The organism is Aliterella sp. E5.1 (assembly GCF_057473825.1).
In genome coordinates this window covers 69,256-88,833 of record NZ_JBYCCV010000002.1, presented here as the reverse complement: position 1 = coordinate 88,833, position 19,578 = coordinate 69,256, and the positions used below count along the sequence as shown (strand labels likewise).

The 19,578-nt window shown below is 42.3% G+C and carries 25 protein-coding genes and 1 tRNA gene; 16 read left to right on the top strand and 10 right to left on the bottom strand.

Annotation, left to right across the window (positions count from 1 at the left end; genetic code table 11):
• Nucleotides 1-18: 18 nt before the first annotated feature.
• From AC2VE5_RS01330 to nadA, 4 genes are all read right to left on the bottom strand, one after another.
• Entirely contained in the window at nucleotides 19-849 is an 831-nt protein-coding gene (locus tag AC2VE5_RS01330) for a transporter substrate-binding domain-containing protein (protein ID WP_486885985.1), read from the bottom strand.
• Nucleotides 849-1,202, bottom strand: a complete 354-nt coding sequence (rplT, locus tag AC2VE5_RS01325) for a 50S ribosomal protein L20 (RefSeq protein ID WP_486885984.1) — start codon at nucleotides 1,200-1,202, stop codon at nucleotides 849-851. Before rplT ends, AC2VE5_RS01330 begins: the two co-directional genes overlap by 1 nt.
• Before the next feature lie 21 nt (nucleotides 1,203-1,223).
• Entirely contained in the window at nucleotides 1,224-1,421 is a 198-nt protein-coding gene (gene rpmI, locus AC2VE5_RS01320; protein WP_106369128.1) for a 50S ribosomal protein L35, read from the bottom strand.
• A gap of 61 nt (nucleotides 1,422-1,482) precedes the next feature.
• Nucleotides 1,483-2,451, bottom strand: a complete 969-nt coding sequence (gene nadA / locus AC2VE5_RS01315; protein WP_486885983.1) for a quinolinate synthase NadA — start codon at nucleotides 2,449-2,451, stop codon at nucleotides 1,483-1,485.
• Between the two features lie 127 nt (nucleotides 2,452-2,578).
• Here nadA and AC2VE5_RS01310 point away from each other — a divergent pair, with 127 nt between their 5' ends.
• Nucleotides 2,579-3,544 carry a TIGR04168 family protein gene (locus AC2VE5_RS01310; protein WP_486885982.1) on the top strand — a complete coding sequence of 322 codons (966 nt, stop codon included), beginning with the start codon at nucleotides 2,579-2,581 and terminating at the stop codon, nucleotides 3,542-3,544.
• Between the two features lie 44 nt (nucleotides 3,545-3,588).
• Nucleotides 3,589-3,673: transfer RNA gene (locus AC2VE5_RS01305), tRNA-Ser, on the top strand.
• Nucleotides 3,674-3,759: 86 nt separating this feature from the next.
• Here the strand turns inward: AC2VE5_RS01305 and AC2VE5_RS01300 are convergent.
• The 6 genes from AC2VE5_RS01300 to AC2VE5_RS01275 all read right to left on the bottom strand — a co-directional run bounded on the left by AC2VE5_RS01300 (nucleotide 3,760) and on the right by AC2VE5_RS01275 (nucleotide 8,648).
• Nucleotides 3,760-4,539, bottom strand: coding sequence for an MOSC domain-containing protein (locus tag AC2VE5_RS01300; RefSeq protein WP_486885981.1), 780 nt, complete (start codon nucleotides 4,537-4,539; stop codon nucleotides 3,760-3,762).
• Nucleotides 4,540-4,543: 4 nt separating this feature from the next.
• Nucleotides 4,544-5,503 carry an FTR1 family iron permease gene (locus tag AC2VE5_RS01295; protein ID WP_486885980.1) on the bottom strand — a complete coding sequence of 320 codons (960 nt, stop codon included), beginning with the start codon at nucleotides 5,501-5,503 and terminating at the stop codon, nucleotides 4,544-4,546.
• A gap of 84 nt (nucleotides 5,504-5,587) precedes the next feature.
• Entirely contained in the window at nucleotides 5,588-6,034 is a 447-nt protein-coding gene (locus tag AC2VE5_RS01290) for a ferritin-like domain-containing protein (RefSeq protein ID WP_486885979.1), read from the bottom strand.
• Nucleotides 6,035-6,042: 8 nt separating this feature from the next.
• Nucleotides 6,043-7,050, bottom strand: coding sequence for a helix-hairpin-helix domain-containing protein (locus tag AC2VE5_RS01285; protein ID WP_486885978.1), 1,008 nt, complete (start codon nucleotides 7,048-7,050; stop codon nucleotides 6,043-6,045).
• Nucleotides 7,051-7,086: 36 nt separating this feature from the next.
• The gene (locus AC2VE5_RS01280; protein WP_486885977.1) at nucleotides 7,087-8,091 is read right to left on the bottom strand and encodes a multicopper oxidase domain-containing protein; all 1,005 of its coding nucleotides are present in this window, start codon (nucleotides 8,089-8,091) and stop codon (nucleotides 7,087-7,089) included.
• Nucleotides 8,092-8,195: 104 nt separating this feature from the next.
• Nucleotides 8,196-8,648 (bottom strand): hypothetical protein, encoded by a 453-nt coding sequence (locus tag AC2VE5_RS01275; protein ID WP_486885976.1) that lies wholly within the window; start codon nucleotides 8,646-8,648, stop codon nucleotides 8,196-8,198.
• A gap of 273 nt (nucleotides 8,649-8,921) precedes the next feature.
• Between AC2VE5_RS01275 and AC2VE5_RS01270 the strand changes: the two genes are divergently transcribed.
• The 14 genes from AC2VE5_RS01270 to cpcG1 all read left to right on the top strand — a co-directional run bounded on the left by AC2VE5_RS01270 (nucleotide 8,922) and on the right by cpcG1 (nucleotide 19,541).
• Nucleotides 8,922-9,599, top strand: a complete 678-nt coding sequence (locus AC2VE5_RS01270) for a TIGR04283 family arsenosugar biosynthesis glycosyltransferase (RefSeq protein WP_486885975.1) — start codon at nucleotides 8,922-8,924, stop codon at nucleotides 9,597-9,599.
• 78 nt (nucleotides 9,600-9,677) lie between these two features.
• The gene (locus tag AC2VE5_RS01265) at nucleotides 9,678-10,055 is read left to right on the top strand and encodes a DUF4359 domain-containing protein (RefSeq protein ID WP_486885974.1); all 378 of its coding nucleotides are present in this window, start codon (nucleotides 9,678-9,680) and stop codon (nucleotides 10,053-10,055) included.
• A gap of 248 nt (nucleotides 10,056-10,303) precedes the next feature.
• Entirely contained in the window at nucleotides 10,304-10,996 is a 693-nt protein-coding gene (locus tag AC2VE5_RS01260) for a manganese catalase family protein (protein ID WP_486885973.1), read from the top strand.
• 233 nt (nucleotides 10,997-11,229) lie between these two features.
• Entirely contained in the window at nucleotides 11,230-12,000 is a 771-nt protein-coding gene (locus AC2VE5_RS01255; RefSeq protein WP_486885972.1) for a sirohydrochlorin chelatase, read from the top strand.
• Nucleotides 12,000-12,776 (top strand): uroporphyrinogen-III C-methyltransferase, encoded by a 777-nt coding sequence (cobA, locus tag AC2VE5_RS01250; protein ID WP_486885971.1) that lies wholly within the window; start codon nucleotides 12,000-12,002, stop codon nucleotides 12,774-12,776. Before AC2VE5_RS01255 ends, cobA begins: the two co-directional genes overlap by 1 nt.
• Nucleotides 12,777-12,967: 191 nt before the next feature.
• The gene (locus AC2VE5_RS01245) at nucleotides 12,968-13,912 is read left to right on the top strand and encodes an RluA family pseudouridine synthase (RefSeq protein ID WP_486885970.1); all 945 of its coding nucleotides are present in this window, start codon (nucleotides 12,968-12,970) and stop codon (nucleotides 13,910-13,912) included.
• 517 nt (nucleotides 13,913-14,429) lie between these two features.
• Complete coding sequence (gene cpcB / locus AC2VE5_RS01240) at nucleotides 14,430-14,954, top strand: C-phycocyanin subunit beta (protein ID WP_486885969.1); 525 nt, start codon at nucleotides 14,430-14,432, stop codon at nucleotides 14,952-14,954.
• A gap of 72 nt (nucleotides 14,955-15,026) precedes the next feature.
• Entirely contained in the window at nucleotides 15,027-15,515 is a 489-nt protein-coding gene (gene cpcA, locus AC2VE5_RS01235; protein ID WP_486885968.1) for a C-phycocyanin subunit alpha, read from the top strand.
• Nucleotides 15,516-15,653: 138 nt separating this feature from the next.
• Nucleotides 15,654-16,535 carry a phycobilisome rod-core linker polypeptide gene (locus AC2VE5_RS01230; RefSeq protein ID WP_486885967.1) on the top strand — a complete coding sequence of 294 codons (882 nt, stop codon included), beginning with the start codon at nucleotides 15,654-15,656 and terminating at the stop codon, nucleotides 16,533-16,535.
• A gap of 104 nt (nucleotides 16,536-16,639) precedes the next feature.
• Nucleotides 16,640-16,975: a rod-capping linker protein CpcD gene (cpcD, locus tag AC2VE5_RS01225; RefSeq protein WP_486885966.1), complete on the top strand. Its 336-nt coding sequence runs from the start codon at nucleotides 16,640-16,642 to the stop codon at nucleotides 16,973-16,975.
• Nucleotides 16,976-16,989: 14 nt separating this feature from the next.
• Entirely contained in the window at nucleotides 16,990-17,238 is a 249-nt protein-coding gene (gene cpcD, locus AC2VE5_RS01220; protein ID WP_486885965.1) for a rod-capping linker protein CpcD, read from the top strand.
• A 7-nt stretch (nucleotides 17,239-17,245) separates the two neighbouring features.
• Nucleotides 17,246-18,049: a C-phycocyanin alpha-cysteine-84 phycocyanobilin lyase subunit CpcE gene (cpcE, locus tag AC2VE5_RS01215; RefSeq protein ID WP_486885964.1), complete on the top strand. Its 804-nt coding sequence runs from the start codon at nucleotides 17,246-17,248 to the stop codon at nucleotides 18,047-18,049.
• An 11-nt stretch (nucleotides 18,050-18,060) separates the two neighbouring features.
• On the top strand, nucleotides 18,061-18,681 hold the full coding sequence (gene cpcF / locus AC2VE5_RS01210; RefSeq protein WP_486885963.1) for a C-phycocyanin alpha-cysteine-84 phycocyanobilin lyase subunit CpcF: 621 nt from the start codon (nucleotides 18,061-18,063) through the stop codon (nucleotides 18,679-18,681).
• Between the two features lie 17 nt (nucleotides 18,682-18,698).
• On the top strand, nucleotides 18,699-19,541 hold the full coding sequence (cpcG1, locus tag AC2VE5_RS01205; RefSeq protein WP_486885962.1) for a phycobilisome rod-core linker protein CpcG1: 843 nt from the start codon (nucleotides 18,699-18,701) through the stop codon (nucleotides 19,539-19,541).
• Nucleotides 19,542-19,578 lie beyond the last annotated feature (37 nt).

The window sequence follows — 19,578 nt, the reverse complement described above, 5'->3', positions numbered from 1 at the left end:
AATTAAAAAAGTGTGGTTTTAGCCTGCATCTTGTTCCATCTTGCCACCTCTTAATCTAGAAGTGGAATTAGGCAAACCCCAATAACTAACTCTAGCTTCTAACCAACCTTCAGATACATAACGAGAAATCGCATCATTAACTTGCTTGCGCACGTCATCGTACTGCAAACCTTTCGGCATCACTACAGCGAGGGGTTCTGCACCTATCAATGTTGGCAATAGTCTATAGCGATCGTCTTGTTGCTTCCAGCCAGTCAAGACGCTGGCATCCCCCGCAAAAGCTACTGCACCCTCTGCCTCTAGAAGTAATTTTGCTGCTTGATAATTATCAACTCCGACCAATTGCGCCTGTGGCAACACGTAACGCACGCTGGCAATAGCACTAGAACCATTTATAATCGCAATCTTACTTCTCACCACATCGCTTAATTTTTGGACTGCGGCATCTTTAGTAATTAAAGCCGTACCGTCAAAATAGTAAGGTAAGCTAAAGCTAACTAATCGGGCGCGAGACTCTGTTGCGGTAAAATTTGCGATCGCTAAATCTACTTTATTTTCTGTTACTGCCGCAAGCCGCAAATTATTTTCGACTGGTTGCAACTTTACTTTTTCTGGGTTGCCTAATAAGTCTTGAGCCAAACGCCTAGCTACATCAATTTCCAACCCTTGCAAATTTCCTCTAGCATCCCGAAAGCCTAGGGGACGCAAGTTATCTTTTACAGCAACCGTTAGATAACCTCGGCTTTGAATTTCTTTAAGTTCGGCGGCGCTACTTGCACCGCAAAAACTCAAAAAACCGCAGTAAAAAGCAATAAGGAATAGAACTATCCTCTTGCCTTTTAGCTGCATTATTTAACTTGGCTTGCCATTTCGGCAACTTTGCTAAAACCTGTAGGATCTAGAACTGCCATCTGCGCCAGCATTTTGCGATTGATGCCGACATTAGCTTTTTTCAAATTGCCCATCAGTTGGCTGTAGCTAACTCCATGCTGTCTTGCGGCGGCATTAATGCGGACAATCCACAGACGGCGAAAATCGCGCTTGCGTTTTTTGCGATCACGATAAGCACTCCGTAGCGCTTTCATTACTTGCTGGTTTGCCGTTCTAAACAGCGTTGAATGGGAACCGCGAAATCCTTTAGCTAGTTTAAGAATTTTCTTGCGGCGTTTGCGGGCTACATTACCGCGTTTTACCCGTGTCATAGTTTATTTATCCTTAGTTATTTACAAATAGGGCAGCATCAAGCGGACGTTTGGCGCGTCGCGCTCGTCTACTACTGCCATTTGGGAGAAGCGACGCTTTTTGTCCGATGATTTGTGTTGAAGCAGGTGGTTTTTGCCAGCTTTGCGGCGGACAATTTTACCAGTACCAGTAGCGCGAAAGCGCTTTGATGCTGCTTTGCGGGTTTTTAGTTTAGGCATATACAAACTGCAATAAGGACGCAATCTACAATTATAGACAATTTACTACCAATTTTAAAATTTACTTGCTCATTTCTAGCATTCTTTGCATGGGTTTAAGGGCAGCTAATCGAATCTCCTCGGACATGGTTATTTCTGGGGTGCGATTTTTCATCGCTAAGTAAAGTTTTTCTAGAGTATTTAACCGCATATATGGGCATTCATTACAAGCACAGTTATTTAGCGGAGGTGCAGGAATGAATTGCTTATGAGGAGCATCTTTTTGCATTTGGTAAATAATCCCTGGTTCTGTGGCGACAATAAAGGCATTTGCGGAGGATTTTTGACAGTAGTTAAGCAAAGCTGTAGTAGAACCAATATAGTCAGCGTGGCGCAGAACAACTGACTCACATTCGGGATGGGCAATTATTTCAGCTTCAGGATGAGCAATCTTTAATTCAACAAGTTTTCTTTCAGAAAAAGTTTCGTGAACAATACAGCTACCTTGCCACAGTAGCAAGTCTCGCCCAGTTTGTTCGATCACGTAACGTCCCAAATTGCGATCGGGTGCAAAAATAATTGGTTGAGTTTCAGGAATTTGGCGGACAATTTGCACGGCGTTGGAACTGGTACAAATAATATCGCTCATTGCCTTGATTTCGGCGGTGCAGTTGATATAAGAAATGACTAGATGGTCTGGGTGATTGGCTTTAAAAGCAGCAAATTCTTGAGGCGGACAACTATCCGCCAACGAACACCCGGCGGCTAAATCTGGTAATAATACCAATTTATGCGGATTGAGAATTTTTGCTGTCTCTGCCATGAAATGAACTCCAGCAAAGACAATTACATCCGCATTCGTACTTGCGGCTTGTCTTGAAAGTCCCAAAGAGTCGCCGATATAATCAGCTACATCTTGAATATCTGGTTCTTGATAGTAGTGCGCCAAAATCACAGCATTCAATTTCTGTTTGAGTTCAGAAATCGCTGTAAATAAATCTACTGGTAACTCGTTAGAGGAACTTTTTTGAGCAAGTGCAGTTGTAAACACAGGTTTTTAGTGGCTTAGTCAGTTCTAATAATTATAGTAGTTTTTACCAAAACTAGCTGTGGCACTTTTTTCTGTCAAAATAGACTGAGGTTTCCTATCCTAGGGAAAGACAGGCAAGGAAAAACGGATGACCAGCCAGAGAACGCACGAACAACTTGAGGATAATATTTTCTCTAGCAAATCGATCGTCATTGCGATCGTTGGAGATATACACGATCGCTGGGAAGCCGCCGACGAAATTGCCCTTCAACATTTGGATGTAGATTTGGTCTTATTTGTGGGAGATTTTGGCAACGAGTCGGTGCAGATAGTACGAGAAATTGCGGCGGTAAAGCTGCCTAAAGCAACAGTATTTGGCAATCATGACGCATGGTACAGTGCTTCAGACTGGGGTAAACAAAAATGCCCTTACGATCGCCAAAAAGAAGATTGGGTTCAAGATCAAATAGATTTATTAAAAGAAACTCATGTTGGTTACAGCAAGCTTGATTTCCCCGAATTAAAACTTACTGTAGTTGGTAGCCGCCCCTTTAGTTGGGGTGGAGAAGTGTGGAAAAATTCCGAATTTTACAAAGAGAGATTTGGAGTCACGAGTTTTGCTGAGTCTAGTGCGAAGATAATGGCTGCTGCTGAAAGTGCAGCCTATGAGACAGTGATATTTCTCGGTCATAATGGTCCGGTAGGTTTAGGAAGTAACGCCGACGATCCTTGTGGTAAAGATTGGCAACCTTTGGGCGGCGATTATGGCGATCCTGATTTGACAGATGCGATCGCGCAAACACGTAAATTGGGCAGAACCATTCCTTTAGTTACCTTCGGTCATATGCACCACGATCTTAGGTATACAAAAAAACACTTAAGAAAAACCTTTGCGATTAGTACGGAGGGAACAATGTATCTAAATGCCGCGCGTGTCCCTAGAATTGTAAAAACTCCCGATGGTGGCGAGTTGCGCAATTTCTCCATAGTGCATTTGCAAGCTGGGGCAATTACTCAAGCTTCCTTAGTCTGGATGGGTAAAGATTTGACAGTGGTATCGGAAGAAATTATTTATCAGCAAGTAAGTCAAGTAGTGCAGCCAGCGCGCTCGTAAGCTATGATAATTATCTGTCAGTTTTGACCCAAACTGACTAAATTGGAGAGGTGGCAGAGTGGTCGATTGCGTCTGACTTGAAATCAGATGAAGTGAAAGCTTCCGGGAGTTCGAATCTCCCCTTCTCCGTTGTTTTAGTTAGTTACTCCCAAGCACAGTCGGCTGAAGCCGACTTTAACTATCAGCCTGGGGTTTCAACCCTAGGCGGGTTGCTTCTATTCTCCAATTGTTTCCCTAACCGCCACATCTCCGCTACTAATTACTTGGGCTACTACACCTGTTTCTTTATGGTTAAAGTGCTGCTTCAACAAGGAAAATAGCTTAATATCTTGCTCCCCAGTATCAGGATTGACATCAATATTCAAGCAGCGAGTAATCGGCGCTGAGATTCTAATTCTTGCTTGTCCTATTTGTAATTCTTGTCCTACCCAGCTAAATTCTTCCCAAGCTGGTACGCCTTCTAAAACAATATTAGGACGAAACCGTCGCGCATCTATTTCTTGCCCGGCGGCGCTAGAAAGTGCGTCTAAAGTTGCTTGACTAACTAAGGATATATGCACGGGTTGGCGATCGCTATAACGGGTTTTACCTTCTGGATCGCCAACTAATCGCAAAGTTCCTTTTTGAGGACGGTGTGTAGCTATATACTCACTAAAAAAGCTACTGAGGCGATCGCGTCCTTCTTGAGTATCAGTTGCAGCGTTTAATAACTCCTTATTGCCCTGCTTGATCGTCATAATCGTAGTAGCGTTATCGTACTGGCAATTCAAAGCCGCTAAAACGGGTAAATCACACTGCATCGCAAAGTTTTTTTTCTTCATCCAAGGTACGGCAGTGTCGGGAACATCGGTAGCAACGCTTTGGTACATTAAGGCAAAAGCGCGATCGCCAGGAATTCCATGATCGCAAAGCAAAAATACGCGATCGCATTTCTGGGGAGTTAACCCTTTAACTGGATGCGTAAATAATTCTTTAACTAAAGCCGTACTATTCATAAGCTTATTCGCGTCTAGTGCTTAACGGTAATTGAGGCGACGGCTCAATTTTTTTATTTACTTTACCGCTTAAGCTGCGAAAATAGATACTACCTAGGGTGAACAAAAACACCACATAAGCAGCAGCTTGAACGATAAACAGGTTCTCTCTGTAACCAAACAAAGCCTTAAATACTATCCCTGGAAACTTATCGTCGGGCAATATTTTTGATGTATCCCAAACTCGCGCCCCTAAAATACAAGAGGGATTTTTGGTAAATCGTTCGTAGTAAAAACACAAGCCTTGAGAAGAACGATCCATCTGTGACAGAGTTGCAAAAGCTACGTCAAAATGTTCCAAGGCGGATACAACTAATCCGGCGACAATTAGCAACAGTAACACCCCCATAGTTTTAAAAAACAAGCGGATGTTAATTTTGATTCCCCATTGAAACAACATTACCCCCACAACGGCGGCGGTTATTACCCCCGCGATCGCCCCAAAAGCAGGTACTAACCCTTGTTGAAAGTTGGCAGCAATAAATAGTACGGTTTCAAAGCCTTCTCGCACTACAGCAATCAAAATTAAGCTAAAAACGCCCCAGCCAGCATTTTTGTCTTGCAAAGCCGCGCCAATTGTTCCCTCTACTTGCGCCTTCATAAACCTAGCTTGGCGAGTCATCCACACCAGCATCCAACTAAGCATTGCGATCGCAATGACGCTAAATACACCTTCTAGTAAGGGTTCAACTACCGTAGTGTATTTTGGGTTAGCGGCACTGATAACTGGAATTGCGATGCTAAAAAGTATCCCAACTAAAGCACTTACAACAATTCCTACGCCTACACCCGCATAAACCCAAGGATTTAAGCGACTTTGCCCAGCTTTTTTTAAGCAAGCAAGAACAATTCCTACTACTAACGCCGCTTCTACTCCTTCGCGGAGAGTAATTACAAATGTAGGTATAGCTGCACTAAAATTCATAATTTTATTTTTAGGTATTTTTAAGGCAGGAGGAAATCAGCTTATTTTCTCCTGCCTCTCTATTTTTGCTAGAAATTATGTGCTTTAAACTGCATTACCACTAAAATCGCGCAACATTTTTTTGATTTCTATAGTGTGCAATTCCTCAGTTCCAATCATTGTGCGCGCAAATTCTTCTAAATACACGCTGGCATCATTGACGGTACTAAGTAAGCTTTTATACAAATCCAACGCTTTTTTTTCGTGATTTAAACTTTCTTCCAAGATATTCTTGACTGAATGCTGGAAAGTTTCTTCCATGGGCGCAATTTTCAAGCTGGGATGTCCTTCTAATCCTGTCAAAATTTCGCCTACTTGCTGGGCGTGGGTGAGAGACTCAGTTGCTTGCATTTTAAAAAATTCGACAATCGGGATGCGATTGGGTCCTGTTACCATCAAGGAATAGTGGGTATAGCGTACTACTCCAGCTAATTCAAATTCCATGATGGCGTTGAGCAAAGCGATCGCTTTTTCTTGGTTAAGTTCGCGCATAATTTTTATTATTTGGCAGTGGTGTTACTGTCTACTACTTTTTGCGACTCTTGTTCAATAGTTGTAATCAACTGAGTAACTTGAACAGGAGCATTTACGGGAGTTGCTGGGGGAATCGCTGAGGGCCAGTTCTTACTTAGTTCGCTCATTTTGGTTGCGATAGATTTATCAGTATCAACATTTACGGCGGCTACTTGGCTAGAAATACCCTTATATAACTCATCTGCGTAATTGACAAACCCACGAGAGTCTTGATACTCAATGGCGGCAGATATTTTACCATTGGCGATCGCGGCTGTGTATTCGGAATTGGCTGTATCTAACAAACCATTGATTACCTGTAAGACAAATTCTGGCGAAGATCTTTGATTTTCTGGCAAAGCGGCGATCGCATTATCTACTGATTTTACGGCTTCTGTAAAATTAGTGTCTATTTTGGTAGATTTGGCTTTTACTAAGTCTTGCAAACTAATTAAACTTGTTTTAAATTCGGGTACATTGCGCTCGTTTAATTGGTCTTCTACATCTACATAAATTTCTTCTACTGGATGCCCGATATGAGGTTCAGCTTGAGCAGGCTTTTGTAAATCCAATAGGTCTTTGGCAACTAATAAGTGTCCCTTCATTAATCCCAGTTTGGTCATGTAATCTACATCTTTGGCAACGCCTGTAAGTACAACATCCTCAATTGTCACCATGTCTTTGATTTGCTCGTATTGAGCTTGACTAATTACCTTTTTTGCTACCAATTCATCGGGACTAGCGTAAGGACGTTGAGCTTGAATTTGATTTGATAAAGCGGGAATACCCAGTTTTGCCTCTAATTTATCTAGTTCTGACAAAATAGCATTATTAATATTGATTTTGTTTTTGCCATTTGCTACCACTGCGGGGCTAGAAACATTGCTGGGTGGAACAGTTGATGTTGTTGTAACTGATGGATTTTGATTGCAGCTAAATAAAACTGAGAGCATAGCCGCCGCAAAAGTAAGAAACACAAATCGTAAAATAGACATGGCAATTATTTAGTATTAGTGAAAAACTTTGTCAATTTATGCTGTTGCTGGGATAACTTCAAACAACCCCATACAACCTGCTTGAGCGATCGCATCTTGATGAGGATGAAACATATATTTGCCTGGATATTTATAGGCAAATTCTAAAATATGTCGCTCTGCTGTCCCCATTGTAATTACGTCGCTTTCTTCGCTAGGTGCGAGGGTTCTTCCAGTTTTATACACTTGAAAAAAGTTAGCGTGTAAGTGAAAGGTAGCTACCGGATCGAACTCAATCATGTTGAGTATATAAAGCCGCACTAGCTGATTTTGATAGATGGGAATCGGATGATTTTTGTAATAATTTGGCTGTCCGTTGAAGGCGTAAAACTCATTTTTGTTATCGTCGTTTGTATCAAATCCTCCCATTACTAACACTATTTCATCGGCTGGAGGGCGGGGTTTGGGCGGATCGATAATTAACATTCCATACAACCCTTTGCTGATATGTCGCGTTACAGGTTCCGTATGGCAATGGTATAACTGCACGCCAAAAGGTTCAGCATCAAATTCATAAATTGCCGCATTCCCATGACGCACGGGGCGCAAACCATCAGCTTCTGCCGGATGAATACCGTGGAAGTGCATAGAATGGGAATGACCGCCGTTATTGTAAAATACTACCCGGATGCGATCGCCTTGAGTTGCCCTCAATGTTGGTCCTGGAATGCGATTATTGAAGTTCCAAGTATTAAAATTAACAGCGCTATTTAAAGCAATTGTTGAATTTTCGGCAATGATTTTATATTCTCTAATCGTCCGTCCTTTCTCCTGTTTGACCGTGCCATAATCAAAGTCCCGCAATATTGCCATTGGATTATTGCTATCTTTTGACAAATTGCTAGGCTCTATGGTTGGGATTCTTACAGGTGAAGACTTTTGATTGAGCGCTTGATAAGCAATGGCTGCACCCGTAACACTTACCCCTGCTAAAGCAATTTCTAGAAATTGTCGGCGACTCAATAGTAGCTTTGCCTTAGCTTGTAGTGTATCGTTACCCATGTTATGCGGTCGACCCGACCACTATTTGTTGCAAGATATTTGCAAGTATACCAGATGCTTAGTGTAGGCGATCGCGCTTTTAATGGTCAATTATTCTCAATAATTTAATGGTGTATGTCTAGATTCAATGTATAGCGCCCCATTTGCACTTTTTCCGACCATAATTCATATTCCAAGCGCAAATTTTCTGGTAGGGTACGACCAACCAAATTTAAACTACAGGTAAAATTCCGCAGGCGCAGTTGTTCTTGGGGTTGAAATGATTGACTTTGCAGCCAATAGTAGCTGTAGCCATAAAGCCCTTGTTGCCATGAATGACGATAACTTACTTTTCCGCTTGCTTGCATACTCATAGTCACCCGACAAGGGGAAATGTCCAACCACAGCAAGCGCGGGGTTGCTACTTCTAATTGCTGTAAAGGTGGTTCGTGTAAGACTATATGGAACTGTTCGCAACTTTTTTGGTATAGTGTTGCAGCAGTTTCTACCACTGACCAAATGGGTAAGTCTGTGGAAACTAGAGATAGACATACAGGCTTGCGGTGGTGAGTAAGCATGAGGAGTAAAAGATAGACTTGAAAGGCTTTTAATCTTGTTTTGTAGGGTAGGAAGTAATCGCGATTGGGGCTAAATGCTACTTGCTCAAATTTAAGTAGGTCTTTTGCCTGCTCGTTTTTTGAAGCAAATTATCGCTCTGGCATCGTGTACTGAGAACTATTATAACTTTGATTTCTCCATATATCGATTTTCTAGGTTTACCTAGATATTGGCTATTTTTTACGAAAAATAGCTATAAATTGATTTAGCGCTCCTTTCCAAAGCCAGGAATTTTGTCTTACTCTGCTAAAAAACTTTCTATAATTATTCCTGTTTTCAATGAAGCAGAAAATATTGCTGCTACCCTCGCTCGTACAAACAATGTAGAAGTAATTGTTGTTGATGGTGGTAGCCAAGATAATACGGTTGAAATTACCCAAGCATTAGGGGTAAAGGTTGTGCGATCTAATACCGCTAATCGCGCCCAGCAAATGAATACTGGCGCACAAGCCGCCACGGGAGAGATTTTATTATTTCTGCACGCTGATACTCGTTTACCTCCTCAATTTGAGACTATGGTCGAGCGAGAAATCGCCACAAATATTGCTGCGGGTGCGTTTGCCCTGCAAATTGATGGTTGTTTATGGGGGCTAAGATTAGTTGAAATTGGCGTAAATATGCGATCGCGTATTTTTGCGTTACCTTATGGAGATCAAGCTATCTTCCTCAATGCCAAACTATTTTACGAATTAGGGGGCTTTGCAGACTTGCCAATTATGGAAGATTTTGAACTGATTTGTCGCTTAAAACGTCACGGTTCAATTGCGATTATTCCTACCCCAGTTACCACTTCAAGCAGACGCTGGCAAAAGTTAGGAATTATTCAGACTACTCTAATCAATCAAGTAGCAATAATTGCTTACTTAATCGGTGTTTCTCCAAGTAAAATTGCTGCTTGGTATCGTAGTTAAATGGGTATACACTTAATAGCATGATGAACTAATATCAAAAATAAATAATCAGGTTGTTTATTTTTTGTCTACCTGCAAATGAAAAGCTTAAAACCGCTTACAGCCATTAGTTTAGTCTTTTTAGCTGGGTTAGCAACAGTAATGGCGGTCGCTAACCCAGATGCTTCTACTTATGAAGAATATGCTGTAGAGAAACTTACTACTTATTTAAAAGATGATGTTTGCAGTCAAGTACCTCAAGTCTTTGGAAGTTTAGTCCAAAATTGCACTTCACTAATTGAATCTAATCGCCCGCAAATACAGCAAATTATTGCTCGTAGTACGCAAAGACAAAATTTTATCTTGTTTAGTATCTATCGCACTAACTTGTCAATTAGTTCAGTTGTGCCTCTATATCGCTTTCAAACAATTGGATTGATGCAAAATTTTTATACTTACTCTGCGGAGCAGCAGTAAACCTTAACTCATTGTATAAAATATAGGTTTACTTTTAATAGCAGCAATTTTCTTGAGTCGCAATTTTAGGTATAGCTGTAGCTGTCTAAATAGCAAATCTTTCTTAAGGTGCATGATATCGCTGACTTTACCTATTATTCTAAGAAGAATCTAAACCTAGTTACTTGATTGTAACGTTACGGGTTTAAATGCAGGTAAAAGAATCTGCTAATCTGCCGATTTGCATTTTTATATAAAGAGAGAGACTCATGTTTTTTCACAAAAAAGAAACCATTCACACTGTAGATATTAAGGAAGCAGATCCGCGTTTTGCTCAATTACTTTTAGAGCAGTTTGGGGGAGCTACAGGCGAGCTTTCCGCAGCTTTACAATACTGGGTACAATCTTTTCATATTGACAACCCAGGCATCAAAGATATGCTCCAAGATATTGCCATAGAAGAGTTTGGTCACTTGGAAATGGTGGGAAAAATGATCGAGTCTCACACAAAAAACGTCGATCAAACTGAAGCTTATAAAAGCACCTTATTTGCTGTACGCGGTATGGGACCTCACTTTTTAGATAGTCAAGGTAATACTTGGACAGCAAGCTATTTGAACGAAGGTGGAGATGTAGTCCGCGACCTGAGAGCTAATATTGCGGCAGAAGCTGGAGCGCGTCAGACTTATGAATCTTTGATTAAACTAGCTACCGATGAAGGGACAAAGAAAACTCTAGTACACCTATTAACTAGAGAAATTTCCCACACGCAAATGTTCATGAAAGCCTTAGATTCACTGGGCAAATTAACCGATCCCATGTTTGGTAATATTCAACCTGATGAAACAGTTGATATTTACTACAACTTGTCCTCTAACGGCAAAGATGAGCGCGGTCCTTGGAATTCTGAGCCAACTTTCCGTTACATTGCAGACCCAGCCTTAGAAAGCCAAGCACAATAGTCTGCTCAATGTCAGCTAAATAATGTCAGCTAAATCAAGCTAACAATAACTCAACCGTAGAATTACTGTTGGGTTATACTTTTTAAGTTAAATTTAATACTAACTATTGCCTGTAAGCTAGGAAGTTACATATCTAAATTGTCAATATAAACCGCAGCAAACTATACAGATTAAATAAGATGCGATCGCATAATTAATAATATAAGTACAAGTTACAACTAAATATTTACCCAATGTCTTCAGCCTATTTGTTAGTAGCTCATGGAAGCCGCGACCCGCGTCCTCAAATCGCGATGGAGCAACTAGCTAAACTAATTTATCAGCACAAGTTACTAGATGCCAACAAAGGTAAAACGCACCTAGCTTATAAAAGTGCCACTAATTCGCTTACCATCCTAGAACCCTTAGTCGATGTAGCATATTTAGAGTTAGATCCTTTACCCCTACACGAACAGATTAAACAAAAGTGCGATCGCGCTCTTGCTTGTGGCTATGACAGGTTACAAGTTTTACCCTTATTTCTGCTGGCTGGAGTTCATGTGATAGAAGATATCCCCCAAGAAGTAGCAAAAGCACGGCAAATCAGCAATCCAAAAGTAGCTATAGACTTGCATTCTCACTTGGGTACTCATCCCGGTTTAATTGAGTTATTAGCAACACAAATGGCAAATAATACCGCCGAAGCGTGGATATTAATCGCTCATGGTAGCCGTCGCCCTAGTGCTAAAGCACCAATCGAAGAAATTGCGCGTAAACTAGGTGTATTTTCTGCTTACTGGGCTATCTCGCCAAAATTAGAGACACGGGTAGAAAAATTAGTAATTGCTGGCTATAAAAAAATTGGGATTGTGCCATACTTTTTGTTTGCAGGCGGGATTACTGATGCAATTTCTGCTACGGTAGATGAACTAAAAATCAAATTTCCTGATGTTAATGTTCAGCTAGTTGAACCATTAGGCGCTAGTAATGAGTTAGCAAATTTAATTATTAATTTAATTGAGTAATGAACGATAACACAGCAAAAAAGTGTTTGAGTAAAGTTTACTTAGTAGGCGCGGGACCAGGAGATCCGGGACTGTTTACGCTTAAAGGTAAAGGTTTATTAGAGTGTGCGGATGTAGTAGTTTATGATGCTTTAGTTAGTGCGGCGATTTTGCAAATGATTAATCCCCAAGCCGAAAAATTAGATGCAGGAAAACGTCGGGGTCGTCATTCTTTAAGTCAAGATGAAATTACTCAATTATTAATTGCTAAAGCTCAAAATAATGCGGTAGTAGTACGTTTAAAAGGCGGCGATCCGTTTGTATTTGGTCGCGGTGGCGAAGAAATGGCAGACTTGGTAAAAGCCGGAATAGCTGTCGAAGTTGTCCCCGGCGTAACTTCAGGAATAGCCGCCCCAGCCTATGCAGGTATCCCGTTAACTCATCGAGACTATAGCTCGTCAGTAACCTTTGTTACAGGGCATGAAGGCGCGGGAAAGTACCGCCCAGTGGTCAAATGGAGCGCGATCGCTCATGGCTCAGAAACGATTGTCGTTTATATGGGAATTCACAATTTACCCTACATTATTGAGCAACTACAATTGGCAGGATTGAGCTTAAATACTCCGATTGCTTTAGTGCGCTGGGGTACAAGGATAGAGCAAGAAGAATTAATTGGTACACTAGCAACAGTTGTGGCGCAAGTAGAAGCTGCTCAATTTAGCGCCCCCGCGATCGCTGTAATTGGTGAAGTCGTAAACTTACATCATATTTTGCCTAGCTGTCGCCCAATTAGGTAGTTTTTACTTTGATCGCTGAGTAATTAGTTAAAATTAGTTCTGATGTTATGGTTGCTTTCGGCAGATCAAAAGGCAAGCGCGGTTTTTAATTTAGCAGCAATAGAATCACCAAGACACTAGCCAAAAGAGCGAAGTCCCAATTGCAAGCTCTTAAAACTTTGCTCAAGAACGAGGCATTAATTTAGAAAATTGTGATAGAAATTAGTTTACAAATTGAAGAAAATAGCGACCGCTTAGATCGCTATCTTGCCCAAAATCTTAGCAACTTATCTCGTTCTCGCCTCCAACAGCTAATCGCCCAAGGAAACGTTCAAGTTAATGGCAAAATCTGCCTGACAAAAAAAGCTACCGTCCAAAAAGGCGATCGCATTTTTATCGAAATTCCCGATATCCAACCTTTAGACCTCAAAGCTGAGGATATTCCCCTAGATATTCTCTACGAAGATGATTGCTTATTAATTGTTAATAAACCTGCGGGGTTGGTTGTTCATCCCGCCCCTGGTCATCCTGACGGTACGCTAGTTAATGCCTTACTCTCTCATTGCCCAAATTTACCCGGAATTGGCGGCGTACAGCGTCCAGGAATTGTCCACCGCTTAGATAAAGATACAACCGGGGCAATTGCGATCGCCAAAACGGATTTTGCTCAACAACACTTGCAAGCCCAACTCAAAGCTAAAACTGCTCGTAGAGACTATTTAGGCGTTGTTTACGGCGTTCCACCCACCTTGGAGGGCAAAATTGACCTCCCTGTGGGTCGCCACCCGGTAGACCGCAAAAAAATGGCTGTGGTTCCGATTGAAAAAGGTGGGCGCAACGCTATTACACACTGGAAAATTGCCGAAAGGCTAGACAATTACACGCTGATGCACTTTCGGCTAGAAACTGGACGCACTCATCAGATTCGCGTCCATAGCGCTCATATCGGTCATCCAATTGTCAAAGATCCCCTCTATAGTTCCGGTAAAGATGTTGGTGTAAATCTCCCCGGTCAAGCTCTCCATGCTTGGAAACTCCAACTGCTTCATCCTGTAACTTCTGAGTTGATTTCGGTTACAGCACCCTTGCCTTCAGCATTTTTGACTCTTTTAGAGGTTTTACGGCGCAGAACTTCCACAATTATCAGCAATATTTAGAAATATTTTTGTTACTTAAGTTTACATAAATATTTATTTTTAAGTTTGAATGTTGCCTATATTTGCTGCTGTCGCTACGTTTGATTGAATATGAAGATAATATTAAACTGATAATTGAACTTACTATAAGTATAAATACTATTAATTTTTGTAATAAAAAATCAGAAAAATAAAAGCCTGTGTTCTTTGCTAATAGGTCAATCTAGCTTCTAAGTCAGCTTAAAATTTAACATTAATAATTTGTAATAAACATGGTCGCAACAGCATTGTATAAACATAACCTAGAGAGGATAAACAACAGGCAAAGCCATGATTTAGTCAAGTTCGCTCATTTCTCATATAAAAAAGAAATTTCTCAGATTTCTCGCTCTTAAAATTTTAATTTTAAGAGGCAGTAAGAGAAAAACTTTATCGGCGACTTGAATGAAATGTTTTTTGTGTCTGTTTTATCCATTCAACATTTTCGCTTTTTAGCAAAACTGCACTCAAAAGTTAAGCAATTAGGAGAATTGAGTTCATGTTAGACGCATTCGCTAAGGTAGTTTCTCAGGCTGATTCAAAAGGTGAATTTTTGAGCAGCAATCAGTTTGATGCGCTATCAAACATGGTTAAAGAAGGCAACAAGCGTATCGACGCAGTAAACCGGATCAGCACAAATGCTTCTAGCATCGTTTCTGACGCTGCTCGCGCTTTGTTTGAAGATCAGCCTCAACTAATCCAACCTGGTGGAAACGCTTACACCAACCGTCGTATGGCAGCTTGTCTGCGCGACATGGAAATTATCTTACGTTACGTTACCTACGCCCTAATGGCAGGCGACGCTAGTGTACTAGACGATCGCTGCTTAAATGGCTTGCGCGAAACTTACCAAGCATTAGGCGTACCTGGTGGTTCTACAGCTTCCGGCGTACAAAAAATGAAAGATATCGCTATCAACATCGCCAACGATGCAAAAGCTTCTGGTATCGTTCAAGGCGATTGCAGTGCAATCATGTCTGAACTAGCTAGCTACTTCGACCGCGCTGCATCTTCTGTTGCTTAACGAACCCAAGCTTAGTTAAGTCAAATACTTGAAAAAACATTGCAAAACAAGTTTAAGGGAGAAATCTAAAAAATGAAAACACCAATTACCGAAGCGATCGCATCTGCTGATACCCAAGGACGTTTTTTGGGTAACACTGAATTACAAGCAGCTAATGGTAGATTTGCTCAAGCTAACGCTGGCTTAAATGCTGCTCGTGGTTTGACACAAAGCTCACAAAAGCTAATTGATGGCGCTGCTAACGCAGTTTACCAAAAATTCCCCTACACAACCCAAATGCAGGGACCTCAGTACGCCGCCGATTCACGCGGTAAGTCCAAGTGCGCTCGTGATATCGGTCACTACCTCCGCATGGTTACTTACTGCCTAATTGCTGGTGGTACAGGACCAATGGATGAGTATCTAATTGCTGGATTGGATGAAATCAACCGTTCCTTCGAGCTATCTCCTAGCTGGTATATTGAAGCTTTGAACCACATCAAAGCAAATCATGGTATGAGCGGACAAGAAGCCAACCAAACCAACACCTACATCGACTACGCAATTAGCGCCCTAAGCTAGTTTTAAAGTAGTTTGCCCGGAAGAATCAGTGAGTGTTGGCGCACGAGATAAATTGTTGCTAACAGTTACTAATTTTTCCGGGCATTGTTTTTCAAGAGCCTCATTATAAAAATCTAAATAATTGCATAGGGACGGTCTATGAGCGCTTTAATGGTGAACAATTTAGCAGCCGCAGGATCGCTTGGTCTTTCTGCGTTTGATGCTTCCTCACGAATTGAATTGCGTCCAGATTGGACAGAGAGCGACTTGCAAACGGTAATTCGCTCTGTTTATCGTCAGGTGTTGGGTAACGACTATATCATGAAATCCGAGCGCCTGATCTCGGCAGAATCGTTACTAAGACAAGGAAGTATTACAGTACGCGAATTTGTCCGGGCGGTAGCCAAATCCGAGTTATACAAAAATAAATTTTTCTACCCAAACTCTAATCAACGTTTTGTCGAACTCAATTTTAAACATCTTTTAGGTCGTCCTCCCTACGATGAAGCTGAGTTAGGGCTTCATACTGGACAATGCGAGGAGCAAGGCTACGATGTCGATATTGATTCCTACATCGACAGCATTGAATACGAACAAAAGTTTGGCAATAGCGTGGTTCCTTACTACACCGGATTCATGGTAGATGCGGGAGTTAGAACTGTCGGTTTTACCCGGATGTTCCGACTGTATCGAGGCTATGCTAGTAGCGATCGCGGATCGGTAGGCGGCAAGTCTCCCAGGCTTACGCGCGAACTCGGTCAAAACAAAGCCGGGACAATCGTCAAGCCCTCCGGTGGCGGTTCAAGCTGGAGACATGGCGCAACTATTCCTCAAGACTCCGCTTCAGCTAAAGCTTTAGGCGGTACTCCTCAAGAGAGCGGCAGGATGTTTAGAATTGAAGTCACAGGAATTTTGCAACCTGGGTATCCTTACGTGCGCCGTAGTGCGACAGCGATTATGGTTCCCTACGAACGACTATCGCAAAAGTACCAGGAAATCGTCAGAAAAGGCGGCAGAATCGTCAGCGTTACACCAGCTTAAGAAAGTAGGAGAGCAAGGGAGCAATATAAAGGCTGAAACCTAAATTAGGAATTCATCCTTTTCCTTATCTCCTTAATCAAACAATTGCAGGAGCTATATAAGTTATGTTTGGTCAAACTGCCCTTGGTAGCAGTAGGCTCAGTGGAGCCGAAAATCGGATGTTTCGCTACGAAGTTGAAGGAATGCGTCAGACCTATGAAGCAGATCAACTCAGCTATCCGATTCGCAGTAGTGGCAGCTTTTATATTACAGTGCCATACAATCGCATGAATGAAGAAATGCACCGAATCAACCGCATGGGCGGCAAAATCGTTAGTATTGAACCTTTGAAATTAGAACATAGCAATAGTCAAGCAAAAACTGAAGCTGCAACAGCTAACCAAAACTTAGAAGCTGAAGGCAAGGGTAAGGCTACTGGCGCTCAAGAAAAAGAAAAATAACTACAGGAGTAACAATGTTCGGTCAAACAATTGTCGGCACTGGCGGCATTTCATCCTCTGCTAGTCGGGTATTTCGTTATGAAGTTGTCGGCTTGAAGCAAAACGAAGAGACTGACAAAAATAATCATGGAATTCGACGCAGTGGCAGCGTATTTGTCACTGTGCCGTACACCCGCATGAACGAGGAAATGCAAAGAATTACTCGTTTAGGCGGCAAAATTGTGAATATAGAATCTTTAACTAGCGAGTCAGCTAAAAGCTAAAGCTCAGATGGTGGATTCTAGTCTTGAAGCCGTAACGCCGTTGACAGAGGAAAGCGCGATCGCTTCTTTGCAGCATGAAGATTTAAGTCTGCGTTACTATGCCGCTTGGTGGTTGGGAAAGTTTCGCATCCGCACAAAGGCAGCCGTAGACGCTTTAATCGTTGCCTTGGCAGACGAAGATCATCACACCGAACTTGGCGACTACCCCTTGCGTCGCAACGCGGCTAGAGCATTGGGAAAATTAGGCGATAAAAGTGCTATCCCTAATTTGATTCAAGCCTTGGAGTGTTCCGACTTTTACGTGCGAGAAGCTGCCGCCCAATCGTTGGAAATGCTTGGCGCTACCGCCGCCATTCCCGCTTTGAAGTTACTGCTTAAAGATGGGGTAGAAGCAACAAAGCAAGTTACAGGTAGACCTCACGCGGTGGAACCCTGCGAAGCCGTAATTGAAGCCTTGGGAAGTTTGGGCGCAACCGAGGCAGTGCCAATGATTGAAAGCTTCCTAAACCAGCCTGTCGTAAAAGTACAGTATGCCGCCTTACGCGCTCTGTACCAATTGACCCAAAATGATGCCTACGGGCAACGTTTGGTTCAAGCTCTTGATGGTAGCGATGTAAAGTTGCGCCGGGTAGCTTTGACAGATTTGGGCGCAATTGGTTACTTGCCCGCCGCCGATGCGATCGCTCATTGTGCGGTAGAAAATAGCTTTAAGCTAATTGCTCTAAAAGGATTATTAGAACATCTTGCTCCAGAAACCAATCTATCTGAGCCTGCTATTCGGGTAATGAATCTTATGGATTCTCTACTATAAGCTAATTTTCAATGACAGCCCCTAAAGAACTCATCCAAGCCGTCGAACAAGCATCTGAACCTGCCCAATTAGTGGCAGCAGTAAGAGCCTTGGTTGCAGCTAAGGATAAAGCGACAATCTCTACCTTAATTGCCGTGTTGGGCTATAACAACCCCACCGCCGCGATCGCTGCTGTAGCTGGACTAATTGAACTAGGTGCGGAATCCGTGCAACCATTAATGGAACAATTAGATGACTACAACTATGGGGCGAGAGCTTACTCAATTCGGGCATTAGCCGCCATTGGCGACCCCCGCGCTTTGGACTTATTCATCGAGTCCGCCGCTAAAGATTTTGCACCTAGCGTCCGTCGGTCAGCAGCTAAAGGATTAGGAACCTTGCACTGGCAGCAATTGCACCCAGAGCAGGTTTATCCGGCGTGGCAAAGGGCAATGGAGACGCTTTTATCAATTTCCAGCGATGGAGATTGGTCAATTCGTTATGCGGCGGTAGTAGGATTGCAAGCACTAGCAAGTATTCCCGAATTAGCAGGAAAAATTGGCAGCCATTTTGACTTGCAATTTCAAACTGATTCTGATGTGGGAGTGCGATCGCGGATAAATTGGGCGCAACAAGTTTTATCTCAGGTATAAAAATAGGTCAATTCATTATGTCAATACCATTACTTGAAGTTACACCAAAAACGCAAAACCAGCGCGTTGAAGGATATGAAGTCCCCGACGAAGATAGACCGAGAATTTATCGCGCCGCCGATGCGACATCAGATACAGATATTAACGATCTTATTTGGGCAGGCTATCGGCAAATTTTCAGCGAACACTTAATTTTAGAAAGTTACCGCCAACTCTACCTAGAATCTCAATTACGCAATCGGGCGATTACCGTCCGCGATTTTATCCGGGGATTGGGTAAGTCGGAAGTATACCGCGGATTAGTCGGTGAAACAAATTCTAACTATCGTTTGGTAGATATCACTTTTAAGCGATTTTTGGGACGCGCCACCTATAACAAAGACGAACAAATTGCACTGTCGATTGTCATAGCTACTCGCGGCTTACACGGCTTTATTGACGTAATAGTTGATGGCGAGGAATATCGCCAAAACTTTGGCAACGATATCATTCCTTACCAACGTCGCCGCTATAAAGATCGCCCATTTAACCTAGTTAATCCCCGTTACGGCAATGACTTTCGCGATCGCCAGTCCTTACTTGCGATCGGCGGACGTTCCTTCTACCAAACTCGCCAAACTGGAGAAGTCACAAAAGAAGTAGTGCGCAAAGCTATTCCTGTTAACTTTATGACCATGGCTGGAGGGCTGTTACTTACCGAAAACAATTACCAGCGCACCATTGCCTCGGTGACTTCCCAAATCAAAAATATGGATCTTCTCGATATGACCCAAGGGCAAAATTCTATAGAACGCACCGTCAAGCCCAAGGAATCTGCTCTACCCTACCGCTACATCCCCGTAGCGAACCCTAAAGTGTAGGCAATTTGTTTACAGCAAAACTCACCAGTAGTTATTA